Annotated in this window: 19 protein-coding genes; 13 read left to right on the top strand and 6 right to left on the bottom strand. The window is 60.7% G+C overall.

Annotated elements, in window-relative coordinates; translation table 11 throughout:
* Positions 1-17: 17 nt before the first annotated feature.
* Positions 18-782: a TOBE domain-containing protein gene (locus FW800_RS24430; RefSeq protein WP_078822491.1), complete on the bottom strand. Its 765-nt coding sequence runs from the start codon at positions 780-782 to the stop codon at positions 18-20.
* 57 nt (positions 783-839) lie between these two features.
* Positions 840-1,577, bottom strand: a complete 738-nt coding sequence (locus FW800_RS24425) for a ComF family protein (protein WP_446438626.1) — start codon at positions 1,575-1,577, stop codon at positions 840-842.
* 92 nt (positions 1,578-1,669) lie between these two features.
* On the opposite strand from FW800_RS24425, the gene bioB reads away from it, so the two are divergent.
* The 9 genes from bioB (at position 1,670) to FW800_RS24380 (ending at position 12,080) form a co-directional block, all read left to right on the top strand.
* Positions 1,670-2,725, top strand: a complete 1,056-nt coding sequence (bioB, locus tag FW800_RS24420; protein ID WP_005792092.1) for a biotin synthase BioB — start codon at positions 1,670-1,672, stop codon at positions 2,723-2,725.
* A gap of 11 nt (positions 2,726-2,736) precedes the next feature.
* Complete coding sequence (bioF, locus tag FW800_RS24415) at positions 2,737-3,918, top strand: 8-amino-7-oxononanoate synthase (RefSeq protein ID WP_446438625.1); 1,182 nt, start codon at positions 2,737-2,739, stop codon at positions 3,916-3,918.
* Positions 3,911-4,642, top strand: a complete 732-nt coding sequence (locus tag FW800_RS24410; RefSeq protein WP_446438624.1) for an alpha/beta fold hydrolase — start codon at positions 3,911-3,913, stop codon at positions 4,640-4,642. The genes bioF and FW800_RS24410 overlap by 8 nt, the downstream gene beginning before the upstream one ends.
* The gene (gene bioC / locus FW800_RS24405) at positions 4,635-5,447 is read left to right on the top strand and encodes a malonyl-ACP O-methyltransferase BioC (protein WP_446438623.1); all 813 of its coding nucleotides are present in this window, start codon (positions 4,635-4,637) and stop codon (positions 5,445-5,447) included. The genes FW800_RS24410 and bioC overlap by 8 nt, the downstream gene beginning before the upstream one ends.
* Positions 5,444-6,124, top strand: coding sequence for a dethiobiotin synthase (bioD, locus tag FW800_RS24400; protein WP_078822489.1), 681 nt, complete (start codon positions 5,444-5,446; stop codon positions 6,122-6,124). Before bioC ends, bioD begins: the two co-directional genes overlap by 4 nt.
* 105 nt (positions 6,125-6,229) lie before the next feature.
* Entirely contained in the window at positions 6,230-6,511 is a 282-nt protein-coding gene (locus FW800_RS24395) for a hypothetical protein (protein ID WP_032879113.1), read from the top strand.
* Between the two features lie 333 nt (positions 6,512-6,844).
* On the top strand, positions 6,845-8,650 hold the full coding sequence (locus tag FW800_RS24390) for a phenylacyl-CoA dehydrogenase (protein ID WP_032879115.1): 1,806 nt from the start codon (positions 6,845-6,847) through the stop codon (positions 8,648-8,650).
* A gap of 218 nt (positions 8,651-8,868) precedes the next feature.
* Positions 8,869-10,158 (top strand): GGDEF domain-containing protein, encoded by a 1,290-nt coding sequence (locus tag FW800_RS24385; protein ID WP_122735986.1) that lies wholly within the window; start codon positions 8,869-8,871, stop codon positions 10,156-10,158.
* A 143-nt stretch (positions 10,159-10,301) separates the two neighbouring features.
* Positions 10,302-12,080: an acyl-CoA dehydrogenase C-terminal domain-containing protein gene (locus FW800_RS24380; RefSeq protein ID WP_446438622.1), complete on the top strand. Its 1,779-nt coding sequence runs from the start codon at positions 10,302-10,304 to the stop codon at positions 12,078-12,080.
* 226 nt (positions 12,081-12,306) lie between these two features.
* On the opposite strand, the gene FW800_RS24375 is transcribed toward FW800_RS24380, so the two are convergent.
* A complete protein-coding gene (locus FW800_RS24375) occupies positions 12,307-13,206 on the bottom strand; it encodes a LysR family transcriptional regulator (RefSeq protein WP_005792083.1) in 900 nt (299 codons plus the stop codon).
* A gap of 209 nt (positions 13,207-13,415) precedes the next feature.
* Between FW800_RS24375 and FW800_RS24370 the strand changes: the two genes are divergently transcribed.
* The 4 genes from FW800_RS24370 to FW800_RS24355 all read left to right on the top strand — a co-directional run bounded on the left by FW800_RS24370 (position 13,416) and on the right by FW800_RS24355 (position 15,831).
* Entirely contained in the window at positions 13,416-14,684 is a 1,269-nt protein-coding gene (locus FW800_RS24370) for an aspartate aminotransferase family protein (RefSeq protein WP_103735241.1), read from the top strand.
* A gap of 225 nt (positions 14,685-14,909) precedes the next feature.
* Positions 14,910-15,275 carry a type II toxin-antitoxin system RelE/ParE family toxin gene (locus FW800_RS24365; protein WP_032879120.1) on the top strand — a complete coding sequence of 122 codons (366 nt, stop codon included), beginning with the start codon at positions 14,910-14,912 and terminating at the stop codon, positions 15,273-15,275.
* The gene (locus FW800_RS24360; protein WP_032879122.1) at positions 15,259-15,579 is read left to right on the top strand and encodes a helix-turn-helix domain-containing protein; all 321 of its coding nucleotides are present in this window, start codon (positions 15,259-15,261) and stop codon (positions 15,577-15,579) included. Before FW800_RS24365 ends, FW800_RS24360 begins: the two co-directional genes overlap by 17 nt.
* A gap of 93 nt (positions 15,580-15,672) precedes the next feature.
* On the top strand, positions 15,673-15,831 hold the full coding sequence (locus FW800_RS24355; protein ID WP_003194776.1) for a YqaE/Pmp3 family membrane protein: 159 nt from the start codon (positions 15,673-15,675) through the stop codon (positions 15,829-15,831).
* Positions 15,832-15,836: 5 nt separating this feature from the next.
* Here the strand turns inward: FW800_RS24355 and pqqE are convergent, their stop codons facing one another.
* Genes pqqE through pqqC form a run of 3 tightly spaced genes read right to left on the bottom strand, consistent with a single transcriptional unit; the run spans position 15,837 to position 17,984 of the window.
* A complete protein-coding gene (pqqE, locus tag FW800_RS24350) occupies positions 15,837-16,967 on the bottom strand; it encodes a pyrroloquinoline quinone biosynthesis protein PqqE (RefSeq protein ID WP_050549385.1) in 1,131 nt (376 codons plus the stop codon).
* Positions 16,960-17,235, bottom strand: a complete 276-nt coding sequence (gene pqqD / locus FW800_RS24345) for a pyrroloquinoline quinone biosynthesis peptide chaperone PqqD (RefSeq protein ID WP_032879124.1) — start codon at positions 17,233-17,235, stop codon at positions 16,960-16,962. The genes pqqE and pqqD overlap by 8 nt, the downstream gene beginning before the upstream one ends.
* Positions 17,232-17,984, bottom strand: a complete 753-nt coding sequence (gene pqqC / locus FW800_RS24340; RefSeq protein ID WP_017138042.1) for a pyrroloquinoline-quinone synthase PqqC — start codon at positions 17,982-17,984, stop codon at positions 17,232-17,234. The genes pqqD and pqqC overlap by 4 nt, the downstream gene beginning before the upstream one ends.
* Positions 17,985-17,995: the final 11 nt, after the last annotated feature.

Below are 17,995 nucleotides of genomic sequence, written 5' to 3'. Positions count from 1 at the left end.
GTTGCAGCCTGAAGACGTTATACCGGGGTCCCGAGCAGCACATTGCTGGGTGCGAATTGCACCTGGATCGGCTGGCCCTCGGCAGCGTTGAGTACCAGAAGTGCAGCGGGCGGTGCCAGCGCGCATAACACCTGGCCGTTGGGCAAGGCGATACGCACCTCGCTGGGGCCGTCCTCGGCATCGAGAATCGCCTCAATCACACCGCTCATGCAATTGTGTCCAGGTGTTTCTGGGTGCCCGATCGCCCGCAACTCCAGCCATCCCGCTTTGATCAGGGCGACCACCTCCACGCCGGCCTGCAGCTCCAGCCGTTGGGTGCTGTCGTGGGTAATCTGGGCGTCGAGGTACAGGTCGCCGGCCAGTTGCAGGCGAATCCTGTCGTTGCGGCCCTGGCTGTCGATGGCGATGACCTGGCCGTGCAATTGGTTGCGTGCACTGGTGCGCAGCATCAAGCGGCCGAGCAGGTTGAAGTCACTGGCCGCTTCGTCCGAACCGAGCAGCTCGGCCTGCAGCACTTGCAGGCGCTGATAAAGGCGCAGCACTCGTTCACCTTCTTGCGTCAGCTTGGCGCCGCCACCGCCTTTGCCACCGACGCTGCGTTCCACCAGCGGTTTTTGCGCCAGGTTGTTCAGTTCATCGATGGCGTCCCAGGCGGCCTTGTAACTCAACCCCGCACTTTTGGCGGCACGGGTGATGGAGCCCTGCTCGGCGATATGCCCCAGCAAGGCAATGCGTTGGGGGCGACGGATGATGTGCTGGCTGAGTGGGCTGGGCAGAGACATGGGCATACGCTTGGATGAGATAAGCCGACGTTGCCGCCCTGAAGCAGGGGAGTCAAGTCAGGGGCCGGGTTTGGGGGTGCGGGCCAGGCAGTAGACATCGACCTGGCGTGCGCCGGCACCCATCAATAACCGCGCCAGGCTGTAGGCGGTAGCGCCGGTGGTGAGTACATCGTCCACCAGCGCCAGGTGTTGCCCTGCGACTTGAGCGCCGGGCGCCAGGGCAAAGGCGTTGAGCAGGTTACGCTTACGCGTCTTGGCGTCGAGGTCTTGCTGCGCCACGGTTTCAAGCGGGCGCAGCAGCGCGTGCTCATTGAGGGGAATGTCGAGCGCGCTACTGAGCCAGCGAGCCACCATCTGCGCCTGGTTAAAGCCGCGTTGGCGCAGGCGTTTGCGGGCCATGGGGACCGGCAGTAGATAGTCGGGGCGGTTGAGTTCGGCGTTATCGAAGCGGTGCTGCAGGTGCTGCCCCAGCAGGCGCGCCAGCATGTGGCCCAGCGGCCAGCGAGCCTGATGCTTGAATCGGCTGACCAGGGTGTCGATGGGAAAACTGTAGATCCAGGGTGCGATCACCTGGTTAAAGGCCGGAGGGTGTTTTTGGCACTGGCCGCAGATCGGCCCGTCCATCGGCAAAGGCAAGGCGCACTGTTCACAGTGCTCTAGCAACCATGGCAGTTCTGTTTCGCAGGTATTGCATACATTTTCGGCGGAGTCTGTGCATTCGTCACAGATCAGACAGGTCTGTTTGTTTTTTAACCAGATGTAAACTTGGTGTTTGTACTCAGGTTGACAGTGCATGAATCTTCCTTAAATATGCCGAGCATCCGTGTCGTGCCTGTGGGTATTGCCCTTCCCGCAGCGTTAGCCAAAGCATAATCAAGGAATCGCCCATGAGCGCCAGCACCTCTGCCACCCTGCGTCACGACTGGTCTTTGGCCGAAGTCAAAGCCCTGTTCGTGCAGCCGTTCAATGACCTGTTGTTCCAGGCGCAGACCGTGCACCGCGCGCATTTCGACGCCAACCGCGTGCAGGTATCGACCCTGCTGTCGATCAAGACTGGCGCCTGCCCGGAAGATTGCAAATATTGTCCGCAGTCGGGTCACTACAACACCGGCCTGGAAAAAGAGAAGCTGATGGAGGTGCAGAAGGTCCTCGAAGAGGCCGCCCGCGCCAAGGCCATCGGCTCGACGCGCTTTTGCATGGGCGCGGCGTGGAAACACCCGTCGGCCAAAGACATGCCCTACGTGCTGGAGATGGTCAAAGGCGTAAAGGCCATGGGCCTGGAAACCTGCATGACCCTGGGTCGTCTCGATCAGGACCAGACCGAAGCGCTGGCCCAGGCCGGCCTGGATTACTACAACCATAACCTCGACACATCGCCAGAGTTCTACGGCTCGATCATCACCACCCGTACCTACAGCGAGCGCTTGCAAACCCTGGCCTACGTGCGTGATTCGGGGATGAAGATCTGCTCGGGCGGCATCCTCGGCATGGGCGAGTCCCTCGACGACCGTGCCAACCTGCTGATCCAACTGGCCAACCTGCCAGAGCATCCGGAGTCGGTGCCGATCAACATGCTCGTGAAGGTGGCCGGTACGCCGTTGGAAAACGCCGAGGACATCGACCCCTTCGACTTCATCCGTATGCTGGCGGTGGCGCGCATCCTGATGCCGCAATCCCACGTGCGCCTGTCCGCTGGCCGCGAAGCCATGAACGAGCAGATGCAGGCCCTGGCGTTTTTTGCCGGTGCCAACTCGATCTTCTACGGCGATAAATTGCTGACCACCGCCAACCCTCAGGCTGACAAGGACATGCAGCTGTTCGCACGCCTGGGCATCCTGCCCGAAGCTCGTGAAGAGCACGCCGATGAAGTGCATCAGGCAGCGATCGAGCAGGCGCTGGTGGAGCAAAAGAGCAGCGAGCAGTTCTATAACGCCGCTGTTTGATCGAGGCCAGCATGTCTTTTGATCTCGCCGCGCGCCTCGCGGCCCGCCGTGCCGAACATCTTTACCGTCAACGCCCGTTGCTTCAGAGCCCCCAAGGCCCTGAAGTGGTGGTGGATGGCCAGCCATTGCTGGCGTTCTGCAATAACGATTACCTGGGCCTGGCCAATCACCCGCAGGTGGTCGAAGCCTGGCGCGCCGGTGCGGCCCGTTGGGGCGTGGGTGGCGGCGCTTCGCATTTGGTGGTGGGCCACGTCACGCCGCACCATGAGTTGGAAGAAGCCCTGGCTGACTTGACCGGGCGCCCGCGTGCGTTGCTGTTTACCACCGGCTATATGGCCAACCTGGGCGCGGTCACGGCGCTGGTGGGGCAGGGCGATACGGTGCTGGAAGATCGCCTCAACCATGCTTCGTTGCTGGATGCCGGCTTATTGTCCGGGGCGCGGTTCAACCGCTATCTGCATAACGACGCGGGCAGCCTGGCCAAGCGCCTGGAAAAGGCCACCGGCAGTACGCTGGTGGTCACCGATGGTGTGTTCAGCATGGACGGCGACCTGGCCGACCTGCCAGCGCTGGCCCGGGAAGCCAGGGCCAAAGGTGCCTGGCTGATGGTGGATGATGCCCATGGCTTTGGCCCGCTGGGCGCCCATGGCGGCGGCATCGTCGAACATTTTGGCTTGAGCCAGGACGATGTACCGGTGCTGGTTGGCACCTTGGGCAAAGCCTTCGGCACCGCCGGGGCATTTGTGGCAGGCAGTGAAGACTTGATCGAAAGCCTGATCCAGTTTGCCCGGCCGTATATCTACACCACCAGCCAGCCACCAGCACTGGCCTGCGCCACCCTCAAAAGCCTGGAACTGCTGCGCAGCGAACACTGGCGGCGTGAGCACCTCAACGGGTTGATCCGCCAGTTCCGTCGCGGCGCCGAGCAATTGGGCCTGGCGTTGATGGACAGCTTTACGCCGATCCAGCCAATCCTGATTGGCGACAGCGCCCGGGCGTTGCAGCTGTCACAGATGCTGCGCGAGCGTGGGCTGATGGTGACTGCAATCCGCCCGCCGACTGTACCGGCCGGCAGTGCAAGGTTGCGCGTGACATTGACGGCGGCGCACAGCGAAGCGCAGGTGCAGCTATTGTTAAACGGATTAGAGGACTGTTTCCGGTCATTAAACGCAGCGGAGCCCGACCATGCGTGATCGCCTGATACTGCTGCCTGGTTGGGGGCTCGGTGTGTCGCCGCTGGAACCGCTGGCCGCGGCACTGCAGGGCCTCAACGAGCACCTGCGGGTACAGATCGAACCCTTGCCGGCGCTGGATTCCAGCGATCTGGATGAGTGGCTTGACGAGCTCGATGCGACGCTGGCGGACGACGTCTGGCTCGGGGGCTGGTCCCTGGGCGGGATGCTTGCTTCGGAGCTGGCGGCACGCCGTGGCGAACGTTGCTGCGGTTTGCTGACCCTGGCGAGCAACCCGTGTTTCGTCGCCCATGATGGCTGGCCCCACGGGATGCCCGCCGAGACCTTCGATGCGTTCCTGGCGGGCTGCCACGCCGACTCCCAGGTCACCCTCAAGCGCTTCGGCCTGTTGTGTGCCAAGGGCGCGCAGGAGCTTCGCGGGCTCTCGCGCTTGCTGGTCAGCGGTGCGCCGCATACCGCCCCCAGCGTGTTGATGCCCGGCCTGGAGCTGCTGGCCCAACTGGATACCCGCGCGGCCTTGCAGGCATTTCGCGGGCCGCAGTTGCATCTGTTTGCCGGCCTGGATGGGCTGGTACCTGCCGAAGCTGCCAGTGACCTGCTGGCGTTGCTCCCGGATGTAGAAGTCGGCCTGATTGAACAGGCCGGTCACGCGTTTCTTCTGGAAGACCCCCACGGTGTAGCGGGGGCCATCCAGGCTTTTTTGCATGAGTGTGTTGATGACTGACTTATCCCACCCTTGTCTGCCGGGTGCCTTGCCGGACAAGCGCCAGGTTGCTGCCTCGTTCTCCCGTGCAGCGGCCAGCTACGACAGCGTAGCCGAGTTGCAGCGCGCAGTAGGGCATGAGTTACTCCGCCGTTTGCCCAGCGAGCTTTCGCCACAACGCTGGCTGGATATGGGTTGCGGCACAGGGTATTTCAGTCGCGTGCTGGGTGAGCGTTTGCCCGGGAGCGAGGGCGTGGCGCTGGATATCGCCGAAGGCATGCTCAACCACGCGCGTCCGTTGGGCGGCGCCGCGCATTTCATGGCTGGCGATGCTGAACGCTTGCCGCTGAAGGCTGACAGCTTCGAGCTGCTCTTCTCCAGCCTCGCCGTGCAATGGTGTGCCAACTTCGATGCAGTGCTCAGCGAAGCTCAGCGCGTATTGCAACCTGGCGGTGTGTTGGCGTTCGCGAGCCTGTGCGTGGGTACCCTGGATGAACTGCGCGAAAGCTGGCGAGCGGTAGACGGCTTGGTTCACGTCAATCGCTTTCGCACCTTCGAGGCTTATCAGCAGTTATGTGCGGCCAGCGGCCTGCGGGTGGTGAGTCTCGCGCGACAGCCCCATGTGCTGCATTACCCGGATGTGCGCAGCCTGTCCCACGAGCTCAAAGCGTTGGGCGCCCATAACCTCAACCCCGGCCGCCCCGGCGGCTTGACGGGGCGCGCGCGGATTGTTGCACTGGTAGACGCATACGAGCAGTTCCGTCAGGCTCAGGGCCTGCCCGCCACGTATCAGGTGGTGTACGCCGTACTGGAGAAACCGCTATGAGCGTCGCGTACTTCATCACCGGCACCGACACCGATGTGGGCAAGACCACTATCGCGGCCGGCCTGTTGCATGCTGCCAGGCTCGCGGGCAAAAGCACGGCCGCCGGGAAGCCGGTGGCGTCGGGGTGCCGGTTGACTGCCCAGGGCTTGCGCAATGCCGATGCCCTGGCGTTGCTGGCCGAGTGCTCATTGCCGCTCAGTTATGCCGAGGTCAACCCGGTGGCATTTGAGCCGGCTATCGCGCCGCATCTGGCTGCGCGCGAGGCGGGCGTGGGGCTGACGGTGCAATCGTTGCTCAAGCCGATGCAACAGATTCTGGCCCGTGGAGCCGACTTTACCTTGATCGAAGGGGCGGGCGGCTGGCGCGTGCCCTTGGCCGATCAGGCCAACCTGTCTGACCTGGCCATCGCGCTCAAATTGCCGGTGATCCTGGTGGTGGGTGTGCGCCTGGGCTGCATCAGCCACGCGTTGTTGACCGCCGAAGCGATCGCACGGGACGGCTTGCCGCTGGCCGGTTGGGTGGCGAATATCATCGATCCCAAGACCTCCCGTCTGGAAGAAAACCTCGCCACCCTGGCCGAGCGCTTGCCGGCGCCCTGCCTGGGGCGCGTGCCGAAGCTCAAGGATGCCGGTGCCGCCGCCGTGGCGGAGTACCTGGAGTTGGACCTGCTTGACTGATTTTGGCTATCGCAAGGCATTATGCCATTAGTGTTTTTGACGGGCCTTTTGCCGGGATGTCTGCTTCAATCCACCTTCACGATTCTCTCAAGGCAGGCTTAAGCCATGGAAATCTCTGGAAGCAGCGCGTTTTATTCGGGCCTGAGCAGTATTCAGACCGGGCAGAGCCGTGTCGACCAGGCGGCCGGCAAGATTGCCAGCGCCGCAACAGCCCAGCCATCGGCCGCGCAAAGCGATCGTCTGCAAGCCAATGACCGCGCCCAAGCGTCAAACTCGGCGAGCAATATGGTGGAAATGGCCCAGGGCAAGTTTCAAGTCGAGCTGGGGGCAAAAGTCGCCAAGGCTTCGGATGAAATGCTCGGTACGTTGATCGATACCTACGCCTGATCCCCTGCTGAACTCAATTAAAAATGTGGGAGGGGGCTTGCTCCCGATGCGGTGTATCAGCGTGCCCATTCATAGCTGACCTACCGCTATCGGGAGCAAGCCCCTCCTACATTCGCCTGTGCCTGGCCCTGAGCTAGTTCTCTATTCGTTTTTTGCAGTGGCATCTCGCCGCAGGCCTTGCCGTGCCTGGCGCTGATCTGCGTCAAGACAAACGGCATCAGGCCGACGCTTGACAACCCTGGGTCGTAAACGTATGTTTCAAACACCTGTTTGACCGCCATAACAAATCCACGCGGTTGTTCATCCCAGATACATCAGCAGAGGTTTATCGCTATGCCTGACTACAAGGCCCCCTTGCGTGATATTCGCTTCGTTCGTGACGAACTGCTCGGTTATGAAGCGCACTATCAGAGCCTGCCGGCTTGCCAGGACGCTACCCCGGACATGGTCGACGCCATCCTCGAAGAAGGCGCCAAGTTCTGTGAGCAAGTGCTGGCACCGCTGAACCGCGTGGGCGACATCGAAGGGTGTACCTGGAGTGAGTCAGGCGTTAAGACCCCTACCGGTTTCAAAGAAGCCTACAAACAGTTCGTCGAAGGCGGCTGGCCGAGCCTGGCCCATGACGTGGAGCACGGTGGCCAGGGCTTGCCGGAGTCCCTGGGCCTGGCTGTGAGCGAAATGGTCGGCGAAGCCAACTGGTCGTGGGGCATGTACCCTGGCCTGTCCCATGGCGCGATGAACACCATTTCCGAGCACGGCACCCCCGAGCAGCAAGACGCTTACCTGACCAAACTGGTGTCGGGCGAATGGACGGGCACCATGTGCCTGACCGAGCCACACTGCGGTACCGACCTGGGTATGCTGCGTACCAAGGCCGAGCCTCAGGCTGACGGTTCCTACAAAGTCTCCGGCACCAAGATCTTCATCTCGGCCGGTGAACACGACATGGCCGACAACATCGTCCACATCGTACTGGCCCGCCTGCCGGACGCACCGGCCGGCACCAAAGGCATCTCGCTGTTTATCGTGCCCAAGTTCCTGCCCAACGCCGATGGTTCAGTGGGCGAGCGCAATGCGGTCACCTGTGGTTCCCTGGAACACAAGATGGGCATCCACGGCAACGCTACCTGCGTTATGAACTTCGACGCAGCCACTGGTTTCCTGATCGGCCCGGCGAACAAAGGCCTGAACTGCATGTTCACCTTTATGAACACCGCTCGCCTGGGCACCGCCCTGCAAGGCTTGGCCCACGCCGAAATCGGCTTCCAGGGCGGCCTGAAATATGCGCGTGATCGCCTGCAGATGCGCTCCCTGACCGGCCCTAAAGCACCGGACAAAGCCGCTGACCCGATCATCGTGCACCCAGACGTACGTCGTATGCTGCTGACCATGAAAGCCTTCGCCGAAGGTAACCGCGCGATGGTGTACTTCACCGCCAAGCAAGTGGACATCGTCAAGTACGGCACCGACGACGAAGCCAAGAAACAGGCCGATGGCCTGCTGGCATTCATGACCCCGATCGCCAAGGCGTTCATGACCGAAGTCGGCTTTGAATCGGCCAACCACGGCGTGCAGATCTACGGTGGCCACGGCTTCATCGCCGAGTGGGGCATGGAACAGAACGTGCGCGATAGCCGTATTTCGATGCTGTACGAAGGCACCACCGGCATCCAGGCCCTGGACTTGCTCGGCCGCAAAGTACTGATGACCCAAGGCGAAGCGCTCAAGGGCTTCACCAAGATTGTGCACAAGTTCTGTCAGGCCAACGAAGGTAACGACGCGGTTAAAGAGTTCGTTGCACCGCTGGCGGCACTGAACAAGGAGTGGGGCGAGTTGACCATGAAGGTCGGCATGGCCGCGATGAAAGACCGCGAAGAAGTCGGTGCCGCTTCGGTGGATTACCTGATGTACTCCGGCTACGCGTGCCTGGCGTACTTCTGGGCCGACATGGCGCGCCTGGCCGCCGAGAAACTGGCCGCCGGCACCAGCGAAGAGGCGTTCTACACCGCCAAGTTGCAGACCGCGCGCTTCTACTTCCAGCGCATCCTGCCGCGTACCCGTACCCACGTGGCGACCATGCTGTCGGGCGCCAACAACCTGATGGACATGAAAGAAGAAGACTTCGGCCTGGCTTACTAAGCCTTACCGGTTCTTTCTGGAACCGCCGCCTCTTTCGGGACGCGGCGGTTTTTTTTGCCCTCCTACAGAGTACGGACATAAAAAACCGCAGTGATGCACTCAGGGATTACAGCCCGCTGCCGTTACAGTAGTGGCAATGTGATACGTGTCAGTCCGGTTGTGCTTAACTGACTGCATGAAGGCACAGTGCCATTATTTTGCGGGTCGGAGTTTTACCCTTGTCACGCGTGTCTGCTGTACGTTTCAGTCATTTCCTACCTTCGCTGCTGCTGTTGCTGGCCGGGCTTTCGGCTGCGTACGTCAAGGACCTCAACGTCTTCTTCACCTCGCTCTTCAACGTGTTGCCGACCCTGGTCCTGCTGCTCGGCGGCGCGTACTGCGCGGTCTATCGGCGCCAGCGTGAACTGTTCCTGATGATCACGGTGTACGTCGCCTATTTCCTGCTGGATACCCAGACCGATTTCTACCGCGACAATGGCCGCGTGCGTGACGACGCCGCGGTGGTGTTCCACCTGTGTTGCCTGCTGTTGCCGCTGCTATTCAGCATCTACGCGCTGTGGCAGGAAAAAACCCATCTGTTCCGTGACTTCGTCGCCCGCTGCGCGGTGTTGCTGGCGGTGGGCAGTGTGGCGCTGGCCCTGGAGCAAAGTTTCCCCCAGGCTTTGCTGGGCTGGTTGGCGGAGATTCGCTGGCCGATGCTGCATGGCGCGTGGATGAGCCTGATCCAGCTGTCCTATCCCATGTTCCTGATCGGCTTCCTTACCCTGGCCGCCCAGTATTGGTATCAGCCGCGCCCGCTGCACGCCGCCCAATTGGTGGGGTTTTTGGGCCTGTTCTGGATGTTGCCGCAAACCTTCATCCTGCCGTTCACCCTCAACATCATGTGCAGCCAAGTGATGTTGATGATTGCTGCCGGTGTGGCCCACGAAGCCTACCAAATGGCGTTCCGCGACGAACTGACCGGCTTGCCGGGACGACGCGCCCTCAACGAACGCATGCAACGGCTGGGGCGCAACTATGTGCTGGCGATGAGTGACGTTGATCACTTCAAACGTTTCAACGACACCCATGGCCACGACGTGGGCGACCAGGTGCTGCGCCTGGTGGCGAGCAAGCTGTCCAAGGTCAACGGCGGCGGGCGCGCCTACCGGTATGGCGGTGAAGAATTTGCCGTGGTGTTTGCCGGCAAGACCTTGGATGAATGCATGCCGCACCTGGAGGAGATTCGCGAGATCATTGCCGGCTACGCCATCAAGTTGCGCAACCCGGATCGTCCTCATGACGACCATCAAGGCCGTCAACGGCGTGCGGGCAGCGGTGCCTCCAGCGTGTCGGTGACGGTCAGCATCGGCGTGGCCGAGCGTCAGGCCGAGCAGCGTAACCCTGAAGACGTGCTCAAGTCCGCCGACCAGGCGCTGTACGCCGCCAAGGGCGCCGGGCGTAACTGCGTGATCGCGGCCGGGCAAACCCGTCGTGGCGCGGTGCGCACGCAAAGCGCTGCGGGTTGAGTCAGCGTGCTGTATTTACTGTGACTTAAAAATACCAGATAGTCACAAGCAGACCCTATGTGTCTGAAAAGTTGTTCGGGTACACTCGGGGTCTGTAAAACCGATCCTATCGAATCACTTTTCATGTTCCCACGAGGTTTGCCATGGCTGATTACAAAGCGCCGTTGCGTGATATGCGCTTCGTCCTCAACGAAGTTTTTGAAGTCGCCAAGACTTGGGCCCAACTGCCGGCATTGGCAGACACCGTTGATGCCGAAACCGTTGAGGCGATCCTCGAAGAGGCCGGCAAGGTTACCGCCAAATCCATCGCGCCCTTGAGCCGCGGCGGCGATGAGCAAGGCTGCCATTGGACCGACGGCGCGGTGCGTACCCCGGACGGTTTCCCCCAGGCTTATGCGACCTACGCCGAAGGCGGCTGGGTGGGTGTGGGCGGCGATCCGACCTATGGCGGCATGGGTATGCCCAAGGCGGTGTCGGCGCAGGTTGAAGAAATGATCAACTCGTCGAGCCTGGCATTCGGCCTGTACCCGATGCTGACCTCCGGCGCCTGTGTCTCGATCAACACCCACGCCAGCGAAGAGCTCAAGGCCGCGTACTTGCCGAAGATGTATTCCGGTGAGTGGGCCGGTTCCATGTGCTTGACCGAAGCCCATGCCGGCACCGACCTGGGCATGATTCGCACCAAGGCCGAGCCTCAGGCGGACGGTTCCTACAAGGTCAGCGGCACCAAGATCTTCATCACCGGTGGCGAGCACGACCTGACCGAGAACATCATCCATCTGGTGCTGGCCAAACTGCCGGATGCACCGGCGGGGCCCAAGGGCATCTCGCTGTTTCTGGTGCCCAAGTTCATGGTGAACGCCGACGGCAGCCTTGGCGCGCGCAACCCGGTGACCTGCGGTTCGATTGAACACAAGATGGGGATCCAGGCGTCCGCGACCTGCGTGATGAACTTCGACGAAGCCGTGGGTTATCTGGTCGGTGAGCCTAACCGTGGCCTGGCGGCGATGTTCACCATGATGAACTACGAGCGTCTGGGGGTGGGCATCCAGGGCCTGGCGTCCGGCGAGCGCTCCTATCAGAACGCGATTGAATACGCCCGCGACCGCCTGCAAAGCCGCTCCCCGCTGGGTGCACAGGCCAAGGATAAAGTGGCAGATCCGATCATCGTGCATCCGGACGTACGCCGTATGCTGCTGACCATGAAGGCGGCCAACGAAGGCGGTCGTGCGTTCTCCACCTACGTGGCGACGCAGTTGGACATCGCCAAGTTCAGCGACGATGCGCAGGCGCGCGAGCGCGCCGATAACCTGGTGGCGCTGTTGACACCCGTGGCCAAGGCGTTCCTCACCGACCTGGGCCTGGAAACCACTGTGCTCGGCCAGCAAGTGTTTGGTGGCCATGGCTACATTCGCGAATGGGGCCAGGAGCAGCTGGTGCGTGACGTGCGCATCACCCAGATCTACGAAGGCACCAACGGCATTCAAGCGCTGGATTTGATGGGACGCAAGATCGTCGGCAGCGGCGGTGCGTTCTACACGCTGTTCGCCGATGAGATCCGCCAGTTCATCGCTGAATCGGGGGCCGAGCTGGCCGAGTTCACCACGCCGCTCAGCGCAGCGGTGGATAACCTGGATGAATTGACGGCCTGGGTACTGGACCGCGCCAAGAGCAACGCGAATGAAATCGGCGCAGCGTCGGTGGAGTACCTGCATGCATTCGGCTACATGGCCTACGCCTATATGTGGGCGCGCATGGCCAAGGCCGCGTTGGGCAAAGAGGCCGAGGAGGCTTTCTACGCCAGCAAATTGGGGACTGCACGTTTCTACTTTGCCCGTCTGCTGCCGCGCATTCATTCGTTGAGCGCGTCGGTAAAAGCCGGTAGCGAATCGCTGTTCCTGATGGATGAAGCACTGTTTTAAGGGCCTGTAGGGCGTGTAAGCAATCTCTTACATGACGTGCTGCTAATCGTCCTCTATCGCCAAATTGGATCCACGGATAATCTACTTCACATGGACGTCGCGCAGGAAGCGCAAAGCAACAACACGGACACGTAGGATTCTGCCAGGACGGCGGAGTGAAATGGATGTCAGGGAAACAGTCTGCAAAGCCCCGCTTCGGCGGGGTTTTCTTTTGCCCGCGAAAAAGTCAGGCGCTTGCCTGCGGGGCATTCATCACGTCTTCCAGCAGGGTGCGCAGCAATGCGACGGTGGCCTGTTGGCGTTGCACATCGCGGCAGACCAGCCCCACCTTCAATGGCACCCTCGGTTCGCTCAAGGGTTTCCACAAAAGCGCCTGGCTGTTGTGTTCGTCCTGGGAACGCCCCGGTAGCACCGTCGCCAGCTTGGTGTGGGGCAGGCTGTCGAGTATTCCCACCATGGTGTTGAGCTCCGCTTGCACCTGCGGGCGCCGCCCCAGGTTGGCCAACTGGCCCTGCCAGATCTGCCTGACTTGAAACTCCTCCCCCAACAGCAGCATCGGTAACTCGGCAGCTTGTTTGAGCGAGACTTTCTTGAATTCGCGCAGCGGATGGTCGTCGGGAATCACCACCTTCAACTCATCTTCATACAGCAGCACACCGTGCAGGCCCGGCTGGCGTGGTGGCAGGTAGCTGATGCCAATGTCGAGGGAGCCGTTGAGCAACCGCCGCTCAATCTCAAGCCCCGTCAGCTCGTAAATCTGCACCACCAAATGAGGCTGGGCCTTGCGCACGCGCTCAAGCATTTGCGGCACCAGGCTGGTGTGCACGGTTTGCAGCACGCCGATGGCCAGGGTCCGCATGGCCTGGCCCTTGAAGTTGCGTAGCGCTTCGACGGCTTGCTGCATGCCATCAATGAGCGGCAACGCGTGGTTGTATAAGGTGTGCGCCGCCAGGGTCGGCAGCAGCCGCTTGCTGCTGCGTTCGAACAGACTTACATCAAGGTTCTGCTCCAGCTGGCGAATCTGTTGTGACAAGGCCGGTTGCGAGATCGAAAGACGCTCCGCAGCACGCCCTACGTGGCCTTCCTCATACACCGCGACGAAATAACGCAGTTGCTTGAAATCCATAAGGCTTACTTATCGAAAAAGCTGGAAAATCGAAATGGCCGCTGGCCCCCGAGACGCCTAGTCTAGCGCCTATTCGCAGGGCTTACAGGGCCGGATCGGACAATGAACAGCGTTTTTGTTGATAGCGTTTACATAGGCAAGGCAAAAAAACCTCAGGTGCAATGGTCCGGCCGTAACCACCAAGGTCAGGTTGCCAACGGGGGTAAGTTGTGAATCTGTTCAACATCCGCCGCCCCGCCCCGAGCCTGGATGACCTGATCCAGGATGCCCCACGCGACACGCATTCAACCGAGCATTTGATGCCCACTGTGGCGCGCCCACCTCAAGTGTTTGTGCGAGGCCAGGGCTCGTGGCTGTGGGACAGTGATGAGCGTGCCTATATGGACTTCAGCCAAGGCAATGCCGCCAACAGCCTGGGCCATAGCCCACAGGTATTGATCAAGGCCCTGGCTGCGCAAACCCAGGCGCTGATCAATCCCGGCAATGGCCTGCATAACCGTGCCCAACTCAATCTCGTCGAGCGTCTTTGCCAGCATACCGGCAGTGACCAGGCTTACCTGCTCAATAGCGGCGCGGAAGCCTGCGAGGCGGCAATCAAACTGGCGCGCAAGTGGGGGCAACTGCACCGTGGCGGGGCCTATCGCATTATCAGCGCCAGCAACGGTTGCCATGGACATGGCTTCGCTACGCTAGCCGCTTCGGCTGGTACCTTGGTAAACCGCTTCGAACCGCAATTGTCGGGCTTCAGTCACGTTCCCTTCAATGATCTTCCCGCCCTGCATGCTGCCGTGGATGCCCAGACGGTGGCCATTCTGCTGGAACCGATCCAGTGCGAAGCCGGCGTGATCCCGGCGACCGAACACTATCTCAAAGGCGTCGAGCGGCTGTGCCGCGAACTGGGGATCCTGCTGATCCTCGACGAAGTGCAAACCGGCATGGGCCGCTGTGGCACCTTGCTTGCCGAGCAACAGTACGGCGTGCATGCCGACATCATCACCCTGGGCAAGGGCCTGGGCGGCGGTGTGCCGTTGGCGGCGCTGCTGGCACGGGGCAAGGCCTGTTGCTTTGAAGTGGGTGAGCTGGAAGGTACCCATCATGGCAATGCATTGATGGCCTCGGCTGGCTTGGCCGTCACCGATACCGTGCTTGAGCCCGGTTTTCTTGAGCATGTACGCGTGTTGGGCTGTCACCTGGGCGAAGGGCTTGCCCGTCTGGCCTATCGCTACGGCCATGGCCCATTGCGCGGGAATGGCCTGATGTGGGGGCTTACCTTATCGGATGATTCTGCGGATGCGGTGGTAAAAGCCGCGCTGCAAGAGGGACTGATCCTCAGCGCGCCGCAACCCGACTGCCTGCGCTTCACACCGGCGCTGACGGTGAGCAAAAGCAACATCGACGAAATGCTCCTGCGCCTGGCCCGCGCCTTCTCACGGGTGCGCACCGCGCAACTGCAATGCCGAAAGGGCATTGCCGTTTAACCGTCCACTTCCTGAACCGTCTCGCGGTATACGCGGCGCCCTCAGCCTGATTCTTTTGGCTGGGGGCGTTTTTTTGCCTGAGTAATTTCTGGTGTGAAAACGTTTATTGAGTCTCTTTGGAAACGATGGCTTTTTAGCGAGCGTCGGCAAGGACTGCCGGAGGGGCACGACGTGCTCGACTTTTAATCTATACCACTGGGTGGTATGTTTTAGGAAGGGATCTCCATGAGGCTCAGGTTGTTCAAAACAAGGCGATTTGCCGAGGCGGCCACTAAAGTCTGGATCTGCGATTCTGAGTTGAGGAAGGCGTTTGGCGAAATGTTGAGGGGGCAGGCAGATAATCTGGGAGGTGGTGTCTGGAAAAAACGTCTCAACCAGAATCGGCATCGGTCTGTTGTATTGGCCAAGGGCAGGCATTATTGGGTTTATCAGTTTCTGTTCGCGAAGCAGGATCAAAGCAATATAACGCAGAGCGAACTTGTCTGGTTTCGAACACTTGCCAAAACTTATGAAGGGTTAAACGAAGCACAGATTCAGCGCATGCTGGATCTCAGGGAGTTTGTGGAGATACATCATGACCAAGAAGTATAAAAGTGAGGCGCTTGAGTCCATTCATCAGTCTGCCGAAGCGCTTCATGCCATCGGCGCCATCAGCAAAACCACGCTTCGAGAATATGATGAAGCATGCTTATCTGCCATGCCGGACCAAATCCCTGCCGAACAGATCAAGCAACTGCGTGAAAGCAGCCATGTCAGCCAACCTGTATTTGCCCGCTACCTGAACACCAGTGCTTCCACGGTCAAAAAATGGGAGTCGGGCGAGAAACGGCCCAGCGGCATGGCACTCAAGTTGTTGAGCGTCGTGAAGAAGCATGGTCTGCAGATTCTGGCGTGAGATGGCCCGATGCCAGAATCCACTGAACCCTCACGAACCGCCAATGTCGATTAGCTACACGGCTCACACGAGCCGATTTTCTGGAGCTGACCCATGGACATTATTCGTATCATCATCGCTATTCTGCTGCCGCCACTGGGTGTGTTCCTGCAAGTAGGCTTCGGCGGTGCATTCTGGCTGAATATCCTGCTGACCCTGTGCGGTTACTTCCCTGGCATCATCCACGCGGTGTACATCATCGCCAAGCGTTGAAGCCCTCAGCCTTTTGCAATGAGCCGTGAGTTGCGCTCATTGCGAAAGGCCAGTTGCTCGATGGTCTGGGTGGCATGTTCGGCTTCTTCCCGTGCCTGCAGGATGATGCCGTGCTGCTCGGACTTACTGCATACAGGGTCGGCATTGCTGGCGTCACCGGTGAGCATGAACGCCTGGCAACGGCAGCCGCCGAAATCCTTTTCCTTTTCATCGCATGAGCGGCAGGGCTCGGGCATCCAGTCGTAGCCGCGAAAGCGATTGAAACCAAACGAGTCGTACCAGATGTGCTGCATGCTGTGGTCGCGCACATTGGGAAACTGCACCGGCATCTGCCTCGCGCCGTGACAGGGCAGGGCGGTGCCGTCCGGTGTCACCGTCAGAAAGATGCTGCCCCAGCCGTTCATGCAGGCTTTCGGACGCTCTTCATAATAATCCGGTGTCACGAAGATCAGCTTGCACGGATGACCTTCGGCTTCCAGTTTGGCGCGGTATTCATTGGTGATGCGTTCGGCGCGCACCAACTGGTCTCGGGTCGGCAACAAGCCCACGCGATTAAGCTGCGCCCAGCCGTAGAACTGGCAGGTGGCGAGTTCGACAAAATCCGCTTCCAGCGCGATACACAGCTCGATGATGCGGTCGATCTTGTCGATATTGTGCCGATGGGTGACGAAGTTCAACACCATCGGGTAGCCGTGTGCCTTGACCGCACGGGCCATTTCCAGCTTTTGCGCGAAGGCTTTTTTCGAGCCGGCCAACAGGTTGTTCACCTGTTCGTCGCTGGCCTGGAAACTGATCTGGATATGGTCCAGCCCGGCCTTTTTGAAGTCGCTGATTTTCTGCTCGGTCAGGCCGATACCGGAGGTGATCAGGTTGGTATAGAAGCCCAGCTTGCGGGCCTCGGCGATCAGTTCGGCCAAGTCCTGTCGCACCAGTGGTTCACCCCCGGAAAACCCCAGCTGTGCGGCACCCATCTCGCGGGCTTCGCGAAACACCTTGATCCATTGCTCGGTGCTCAGCTCTTTGCCCTGCTCGGCGAAATCCAGCGGGTTGGAACAGTACGGGCACTGCAGCGGGCAGCGATAGGTCAACTCTGCCAGTAGCCACAGCGGCAAGCCGATGGCGGGTTTTTCAGGCAAGGGTGATCCAGTGCTCAGCACGGGCGACCTCCATGAATTGCTCGATGTCTTCACCGAGCTCCGGTACGCCGGGGAATTGTTGGTCCAGCTCGGCGATGATGGCTGCCACGTCGCGCTCGCCGTCGATCAAACCGCCGATCAACGCGGCGCTGTCGTTGAGCTTGATCATGCCTTCCGGATAGAGCAACACATGGCCTTTTTGCGCAGGCTCATACTGGAAACGGTAGCCCTGGCGCCAGGTCGGTATTTTGCTGCGATCAAAGCTCATAGGGTGATCCCTTTATGCCACACCCGCTGCTCGGTCACGCTGTGATAGGGCGGGCGTTTGAGTTCGTAGGCCATGCTCATTGCATCGAGCATGCTCCATAGAATATCCAGTTTGAACTGGAGAATTTCCAGCATGCGCTCCTGACCCTCGCGGGTGGTGTAGTGCTGCAAGGTGATCGCCAAGCCATGTTCCACATCGCGACGAGCCTGGCCCAGGCGGGTGCGGAAGTATTCGTAGCCGGCCGGGTCGATCCACGGGTAGTGCTGCGGCCAGCTGTCGAGGCGCGATTGGTGGATCTGCGGCGCGAACAGCTCGGTCAGCGAGCTGCTGGCAGCTTCCTGCCAACTGGCGCGGCGGGCGAAGTTGACGTAGGCGTCCACCGCGAAGCGTACGCCGGGCAGCACCAGTTCCTGGGAGCGCAGCTGGTCCGGGTCGAGGCCAACGGCCTGGCCCAGGCGCAGCCAGGCTTCGATACCGCCGTCTTCCCCCGGTGCGCCGTCGTGGTCGAGCAAACGCTGGATCCACTCGCGGCGGATCTCACGGTCCGGGCAGTTGGCCAGGATCGCGGCGTCTTTCAGGGGGATGTTCACCTGGTAATAGAAGCGATTGGCGACCCAGCCCTGGATCTGCTCGCGGGTAGCGCGGCCTTCATACATCGCCACATGGTAGGGGTGATGGATATGGTAGAAGGCGCCCTTGGCCCGCAAGGCTGCTTCGAACTCGGCGGTCGTCAGCGGTGTGTCAGTCATTTCAGTGGCTC

This window comes from Pseudomonas sp. 910_23 (assembly GCF_052850795.1).
Note: the sequence above shows the minus strand (reverse complement) of the source record. Positions and strands in the feature narration are given on the sequence as shown.

Excerpts from the sequence above, each read along its gene's own strand:
- pqqD (WP_032879124.1), bottom strand. The coding sequence starts at position 17,235 with ATGAGCTTTGATCGCAGCAAAATACCGACCTGGCGCCAGGGCTACCGT.
- FW800_RS24395 (WP_032879113.1), top strand. The coding sequence starts at position 6,230 with ATGGAAATCTCTGGAAGCAGCGCGTTTTATTCGGGCCTGAGCAGTATT.
- FW800_RS24355 (WP_003194776.1), top strand. The coding sequence starts at position 15,673 with ATGGACATTATTCGTATCATCATCGCTATTCTGCTGCCGCCACTGGGT.
- FW800_RS24430 (WP_078822491.1), bottom strand. The coding sequence starts at position 782 with ATGTCTCTGCCCAGCCCACTCAGCCAGCACATCATCCGTCGCCCCCAA.
- FW800_RS24380 (WP_446438622.1), top strand. The coding sequence starts at position 10,302 with ATGGCTGATTACAAAGCGCCGTTGCGTGATATGCGCTTCGTCCTCAAC.
- FW800_RS24360 (WP_032879122.1), top strand. The coding sequence starts at position 15,259 with ATGACCAAGAAGTATAAAAGTGAGGCGCTTGAGTCCATTCATCAGTCT.
- FW800_RS24365 (WP_032879120.1), top strand. The coding sequence starts at position 14,910 with ATGAGGCTCAGGTTGTTCAAAACAAGGCGATTTGCCGAGGCGGCCACT.
- bioB (WP_005792092.1), top strand. The coding sequence starts at position 1,670 with ATGAGCGCCAGCACCTCTGCCACCCTGCGTCACGACTGGTCTTTGGCC.
- bioC (WP_446438623.1), top strand. The coding sequence starts at position 4,635 with ATGACTGACTTATCCCACCCTTGTCTGCCGGGTGCCTTGCCGGACAAG.
- bioD (WP_078822489.1), top strand. The coding sequence starts at position 5,444 with ATGAGCGTCGCGTACTTCATCACCGGCACCGACACCGATGTGGGCAAG.
- FW800_RS24425 (WP_446438626.1), bottom strand. The coding sequence starts at position 1,577 with ATGCACTGTCAACCTGAGTACAAACACCAAGTTTACATCTGGTTAAAA.
- FW800_RS24410 (WP_446438624.1), top strand. The coding sequence starts at position 3,911 with ATGCGTGATCGCCTGATACTGCTGCCTGGTTGGGGGCTCGGTGTGTCG.
- pqqC (WP_017138042.1), bottom strand. The coding sequence starts at position 17,984 with ATGACTGACACACCGCTGACGACCGCCGAGTTCGAAGCAGCCTTGCGG.
- FW800_RS24375 (WP_005792083.1), bottom strand. The coding sequence starts at position 13,206 with ATGGATTTCAAGCAACTGCGTTATTTCGTCGCGGTGTATGAGGAAGGC.
- bioF (WP_446438625.1), top strand. The coding sequence starts at position 2,737 with ATGTCTTTTGATCTCGCCGCGCGCCTCGCGGCCCGCCGTGCCGAACAT.
- FW800_RS24390 (WP_032879115.1), top strand. The coding sequence starts at position 6,845 with ATGCCTGACTACAAGGCCCCCTTGCGTGATATTCGCTTCGTTCGTGAC.